This is a genomic window from Geminicoccus flavidas, assembly GCF_009806515.1.
GTDB lineage: Bacteria > Pseudomonadota > Alphaproteobacteria > Geminicoccales > Geminicoccaceae > Geminicoccus > Geminicoccus flavidus.
In genome coordinates, this window is record NZ_WUJP01000473.1 from 1 (window position 1) to 5,856 (window position 5,856).

Sequence of the window (5,856 nt, forward strand, 5' to 3'; positions counted from 1 at the left end):
ACGAACTTGCGGAACACCACCGGCACCTTGCCCATCGCCTCCAGCATCGCCTTGAGCTCGGCGGTCACTGCCGGATCAGTCTCGGGAGTCGGCACCACGTCGACCAGGTCCACGAGATAGGGCGGCGAGTACCAGTGGGCGATCAGCGAGCGCTTCCAGCGATGCCGGGGGATCAGCGGGAACACGTCGAGATTGCTCGTGTTGCTGGCGAACACGGCATCGGGCGCGGCCAGCGCGTCGAGCTCCCGAAACAGGGCGGTCTTGACGTCGGCCAGCTCCACCACCGCCTCAATGATCAGCTCTGCCCCCTGCACCGTGTCCGCCAGGGTCTCGTGCCGGGTGATCACCTCGGAGAGCCTGGCCGGCGTCCAGGAAGGGTCCGCCTCGCCCGCCGACACCAGGGTGGCGGCGGCCTTCTCGATCAGCGCCATCGAGCCGTCGAGCGTGGCCGGGTTGCTGTCGGTCAGCCGGACGCGGTGCCCGCCCAGCGCGAAGACCAGCGCCAGTGCGTGGCCCATCAGCCCGGCACCGATCACTGCGACCTGCTTCATGACAATGCTCCGGCGGTTCAGGATCCAGGGAAGTGACGAACGGATCCCGAACCGGCCGTTCCTGCCGGATGGCACCGCGCTGATCCGGGCTGCTGCCCGCACGGTCGCATCGGCGGAACGCCTATCGTTCATGGCTTGCTGGTACGGCCTCCGCTCGCGGCAGCGTGCTGCCGCACCGGCAGGCGTATTTTCGCCAAATGCCCGCGTCAAGGGCGAGCGGCCGGCTGCGTACTCCACAGGAAAGTGCCACGGTCGGCCTGGGTCCACCGTGGCGATTGCGATTGCCGAACGATGACGGGCAGCCGCCTCCGGCTGCCCGCAACGAACCTACCGTTCAGTACGGCTTGGGCGGCTTCGGATTGTCATAGGTGTCCTGGAAAACGTCGCATTCCTTGTCGGCGTTCTTCAACCGGTACAGCGTGACCGGAATGCCGCTCTTGTAGTCGTCCGACTTGAGCGTGCAGGCCCAGGTGCTCGGGATCGGGCTAGGCTCGGCCGACGTGCATTCCCAGTCCATCGGGTTCTGCGTGCCGTTCTGCGGTCCGATGCCGGTGCCGCCGCGAACGAAGTAGGAAGTACCACCCAGATGGGCCCCCTTGGGCTGGCCGTAACGATGCTTGGTCGGCGCCGATGTCACGATCGCACCGTCGAACACCGCCATCACGTTCTTGTGGTTCTCGGTGTAGCTATGCTTGCCCGCCGCGTCCCAGACTTCCTGTTTGCCGGTGAGCTTGGTGGTCGGGAGGCGAGAATGGAAGGCGACGTTCAGGACGAGCCTGGTCGGCTCATACTCCTTGGTCTTGTAGCAGACGGGGTAGTCTCGCGCCGAAGCCTGCTCGAAGGGGATACCCGCCATGGCAGCAAAGCTAAGCGCGAGAACACTGGTCCGAAGCGCAACTACGTACATGAACATATCCTCCGTAGTAGGAATTTTCCTGCGCGAGGACGGGCACGCCACCACTCCGCACGGCAGCATGAACAGAACAAAAGAGAAACACGTTTCCGTTTTAATTTCCGGATATTGAGTTTTTTTTTCCGGAATGATTAACCCGTCGTCACGGACAGCCTTCTACCATGAAATTATTGATCACTACTTTGAGTACTGCAGCATATCACGAGAATGTGATTGTTTCAGGAAATAGTGTACCGAGGTATGTCTTAAGGCCCCTAGGGTCATGCGCTGCACGCAGAAGGACGGCGACTGGCGGTGACTTCAGCCTGTTCCCAAGCTGGTACCTATACCCCTGCGTGCATCGCCGTTTTGGCCACGTGGCCGGAACATTGAGTATCTCGTAACTTCCGTTCCGCGAGCCGCTGCCCGTCGGCCTCCAAGGGAACTCCGGAGTCCTCAGTCTGTCGACGCAATGGCGTCTCGGCCACCAACCATAGGAAGCTTGACGCACCGTGTCCCCGGCTCGCAGGTGACCTGCGGCCGCCACTTGATCCCGCAGCCATTGGAGCGGCAAGGCCGAGCGCGGGCTCATGCGCCCGAACTGGCTGGCAGGCCGGTGCCGGGACAACAACCCACTGAAGCGCGAGCACAACCGACGATGACCGCCAAGCCCCTGACCCTCGCCATCACCGGCGCCAACGGCAATCTCGGCCGCAAGCTGATCGCGGCCTTCGCTCCGCAGGACTGGTGCGGCACGATCCTGGCGATCGACCGGGTCCTGCCGGAACCAGGATTCGGCACCGCCAAGGCCCAGGCCGTCACCGGCGACCTGACCGACCGCAGCGATCCCGCCTGGCGCCAGGCGGTCGAACAGTCGGATGCGATCATCCATCTGGCCGCGCAGGTTCCCTATCCCGAGGCGAGCTGGGTCGATTCCGCCGCGTCGTTCGACATGACGATCAATGTCGTGGCCACGGCCCGGGAAGGCCGGCCACGCCGGCTGGTGTTCGCCACCTCGAACCACGTCATGGGCCGCTACAAGGACCTGCCGGAGGCGGAGCTTGCCGGTTCACTGCGGCCGGACACGCCGCCCAGGGTCGGCACGCTCTGGGACAGCGGCAACGGGGTGCAGGATTCGACCGCCTATGCCACCGCCAAGCTGATGGGCGAGCGCCTGTGCGTGATGGAGGCCGAGCGCGGCGGCCTCACCGCGGTCGCCCTGCGCATCGGCTGGTGCCAGCCGGGCGAGAACCATCCGCGCACCATCACCGGGACGGGCACGCCGGAGCAGAGCGCCGATGCGCTGGACGAGGCCGGCCAGCGCGCGCTGCGCTGGTTCCGCAACATGTGGCTGTCCAACCGGGATCTGGTCGGCGTGGTGCAGGGTGCGGTCCTGGCCGACGCGGCAGGCTGGCCAGCGCCCGGCATCATCGTGAACGCCATGTCGGCTAATGCGGGCGCCCCATGGGATCTGGGGCCGACCGAGGCGCTGCTGGACTACCGGCCGAAGGACGATGTCTGGCAGGTGCTGAGCGGAACGGCCTGACGATTCCGGCAGGTCTGAATGCGCAAGCGGCCGCGGGGATAACCCGCGGCCGCAGCTCAAAAGGTGGTCCATCCGGGCAGTGCGTGTCCGTGCCTGGAACCCGCACCAGCCTTTATTCGCTGTAGTGGTTGTCCGGATAGTAGTTGTCGGTATCCTGGAAGATGTCGCACTTCTCGTCCCGATTGTGCTTGACCTTCTTCAGGTAGACGCCTCGGTACTCGTAGCGGCCGGCATTGTTGTGGTCACCGAAGGACTGGTAGGAGATGGTGCATCTCCAGGTGTCCGGGGCCGCATGTACCTGCTTGGAGGTGCATTCCCAATGGATCGGGCTGTAGTAGGGGCCGCCCTCCGGCCCGTAGCCGCGCTCGTTCGGGTCACGCACGAAGTAGGACGTGCCGCCTAGATGGGCGCCCTTGGGCTGCTTCCAGGAATAGTTCGACGTCACGATGGCGCCGTCGAACACCGCCATGACCGTATGGTCCTCATCGCTAAAATTGTGGCCGGAGCCTCCCTCCCAGTAGGTGTGCTTGCCATCCGCGTCGTATACGGTCTGCCGACCACTCGAGCGCGTTGTCTTCAGGTAGGAGTGGAACGCCACGTCGAGCACGAGGCGTTCCGGCGAGTAGTAGCCCGGTTGGTGGGCCTTGTTGTCGTCCCGGTCGACGACCTTGTAGCAGACCGGAAAGTCGGTGGTGGCCGCCGCCTGGCTGATTGGTGCGACCACCAGGGCGGTAAGGCTGAGGGCGATGGCGCTGGCTCTGTAGATAGCGGGCTGCACTGAGTTATCCTCCTGACTGATCGGAAACCACTCTGGCAAATGGCGACAGTATTTCTGCCAAAACATCAGCCGACCGCCGCGCCGCTGCATCAAGGTAGCTTTGATACGGCTGACGTCCTTACTGCGGTTTGACAGAATCTCCTTGCCGCACCGAACATGTTACCATACGTGTCTGGCCTTCTATTGATATTTATCACTCAGTCACATTTTGTTGATGCAGCCTTGTCTCGCATACACTTGAAAAATTGTCGCTCAGGCCACGCGAATGCATGAGCTATGATTTTATGATCTTTTGGAGCTGCCCAAGAACCTAGGCGGCTAGCGAACCGTCCTACATGCATTCGTGGCCTGAAGCCTCCTGCCGCCCAGGAAAGCCTCGACAGGAAACGGTCGCACCGATTCGCCAGCGACTTCAGCAGTCGTCCGAGCAGAAGCTCCTCTCCGGGAACAGGTCAGATCAGTCTGCTGCGACCCCTTCGATCAGCCGGCGCCACCGGCCGATCTCGCGCGCGAGGAAGTCGGAGAATGCCCGGACCCGGGGTGCATGGCGCAGGTCCGGGTGGGTCAGGAGCCAGAGATCGTCGGCGAGTGCCGGGTCGGGCGGGGCGAGCCGGGCCAGGGCCGGCATCGTGTCGGCGATGAAGCAGGGCAGGTAGCCAATGCCGATCCCGGCCTGCACCGCCTCGGCCGCACCCAGCACGGTGCTGACCTTGTAGACGACCCGCTCGGGTGCCACCCGGGCGCGGACGCGGCGGGCGGCCTCGAGCGCGGTGAGGTCGTCGCCGAGCGAAACCCAGTCCCGGCCGGCCAGGTCCGGTTCGCTGGGCCCGGCTGCCACGGGCAGGTCCGCGCGGCCATAGAGCGCCCAGGCGATCGTCGCCATGCGACGGCCGACCAGGTTCTCCGGCGGGTGCCGGGTCGCCCGGATCGCCACGTCCGCGTCGCGCTTGGACAGGTTGAGCGCCTGGTTGGTCAGGACCACGTCCAGGCACATGTCCGGACAGGCCTGGCGGAAGCGGGCGAACAGCGGCGTCAGCAGGTGGACGAGCAGGCCGTCGCTGGTGGTGACGCGCAGTTCCCCGGCCGGGCTGTTGCCGCGCCCGGCTAGCCTGCGGGTGACCGCCGTGATCTCCTCGTCCAGCCGCCCGGCCAGGGCCACAATCTCCTCACCGGCCGCGGTCGGGACGTAGCCGGTGCGGTGGCGCTCGAACAGGATGATGCCGAGCTGCTGCTCGATCCGCTGCAGGCGCCGGAACACGGTGGAGTGATTCACGCTAAGCTTCGCCGCGGCGGCAGGCAGGCCCTGGGCCGCCGCTACCGCGCGGATCAGGCGGAGGTCGTCCCAGGCGAGCGTCTCGAACGTGTCGGCCATCGGATCTCGGGCAGGCGGCGGTACCAGGGGCATGGCGGCCGGTACCTGCATTGAAGCAATTGCCGCCATCAGGCCATGCCGGCCACGAGCTGGCCAGTGGGTTCTGGCAGGTGGACGAACCGCCCGACATCCTTCCATGTTGCAACAGTGCCGGCAGCACTGCAGCAAAACGATTGCACCAACGCAATCAGCCAACTCTTAGCAGCGAGTGACCGATGACCTATCTGCTGTAGCGACAAGGCGGACTTCCGCCGGACGAGGACAGCACCATGAACATGCACGGTATCCACCATGTCACGGCCATTGCCGGCCCTGCCCGGCGCAGTCGCGACTTCTATGTCGACACGCTCGGCCTGCGCATGGTCAAGCGGACCATGAATTTCGACGATCCCACCACCTATCACTTCTATTATGGCGACGAGGCGGGCAGCCCCGGCACCATCCTCACTCACTTCCCGTGGGAGCATGTGGCGGCCGGAAGGCTGGGCGTCGGCGAGACGGAGGAGACCGTGCTGCGCATGCCGGAGGGCTCGCTGGGCTACTGGACCCAGCGCTTCCTGGCAAAGGGCGTGCCGCACGAGAACCCGGTCCGGCGCTTTGGCCAGACCGTCCTGACCTTCAAGGACCCGGACGGGATGCGCCTGGCCCTGATCGCCCTGCCCGGCATCGAGAGTGAGCCGGCCTGGGGCAAGGGCACCGTGCCGGCTGAGCACGCGA

The 5,856-nt window shown here is 65.1% G+C and carries 6 protein-coding genes; 2 read left to right on the forward strand and 4 right to left on the reverse strand.

The annotated features are described in order from the left end of the window. Positions 1-551, reverse strand: a 551-nt coding sequence (locus tag EQG76_RS13215) for a 3-hydroxyacyl-CoA dehydrogenase family protein (protein WP_235031351.1), incomplete at its 3' end; no start/stop codon positions are given. A gap of 334 nt (positions 552-885) precedes the next feature. Then, positions 886-1,458: a hypothetical protein gene (locus EQG76_RS13220; protein ID WP_159714040.1), complete on the reverse strand. Its 573-nt coding sequence runs from the start codon at positions 1,456-1,458 to the stop codon at positions 886-888. 643 nt (positions 1,459-2,101) lie between these two features. Here EQG76_RS13220 and EQG76_RS13225 point away from each other — a divergent pair. Then, a complete protein-coding gene (locus EQG76_RS13225; protein ID WP_159714042.1) occupies positions 2,102-2,989 on the forward strand; it encodes an NAD-dependent epimerase/dehydratase family protein in 888 nt (295 codons plus the stop codon). Positions 2,990-3,101: 112 nt separating this feature from the next. On the opposite strand, the gene EQG76_RS13230 is transcribed toward EQG76_RS13225, so the two are convergent. Both EQG76_RS13230 and EQG76_RS13235 read right to left on the reverse strand, forming a co-directional pair. Next, complete coding sequence (locus tag EQG76_RS13230; protein ID WP_159714044.1) at positions 3,102-3,767, reverse strand: hypothetical protein; 666 nt, start codon at positions 3,765-3,767, stop codon at positions 3,102-3,104. A gap of 457 nt (positions 3,768-4,224) precedes the next feature. Further along, on the reverse strand, positions 4,225-5,139 hold the full coding sequence (locus tag EQG76_RS13235) for a LysR family transcriptional regulator (RefSeq protein WP_159714046.1): 915 nt from the start codon (positions 5,137-5,139) through the stop codon (positions 4,225-4,227). 269 nt (positions 5,140-5,408) lie between these two features. Here EQG76_RS13235 and EQG76_RS13240 point away from each other — a divergent pair. Continuing rightward, positions 5,409-5,856, forward strand: a 448-nt coding sequence (locus EQG76_RS13240; RefSeq protein ID WP_200840789.1) for a VOC family protein, incomplete at its 3' end; no start/stop codon positions are given.

Excerpts from the sequence above, each read along its gene's own strand:
- EQG76_RS13220 (WP_159714040.1), bottom strand. The coding sequence starts at position 1,458 with ATGTACGTAGTTGCGCTTCGGACCAGTGTTCTCGCGCTTAGCTTTGCT.
- EQG76_RS13225 (WP_159714042.1), top strand. The coding sequence starts at position 2,102 with ATGACCGCCAAGCCCCTGACCCTCGCCATCACCGGCGCCAACGGCAAT.
- EQG76_RS13235 (WP_159714046.1), bottom strand. The coding sequence starts at position 5,139 with ATGGCCGACACGTTCGAGACGCTCGCCTGGGACGACCTCCGCCTGATC.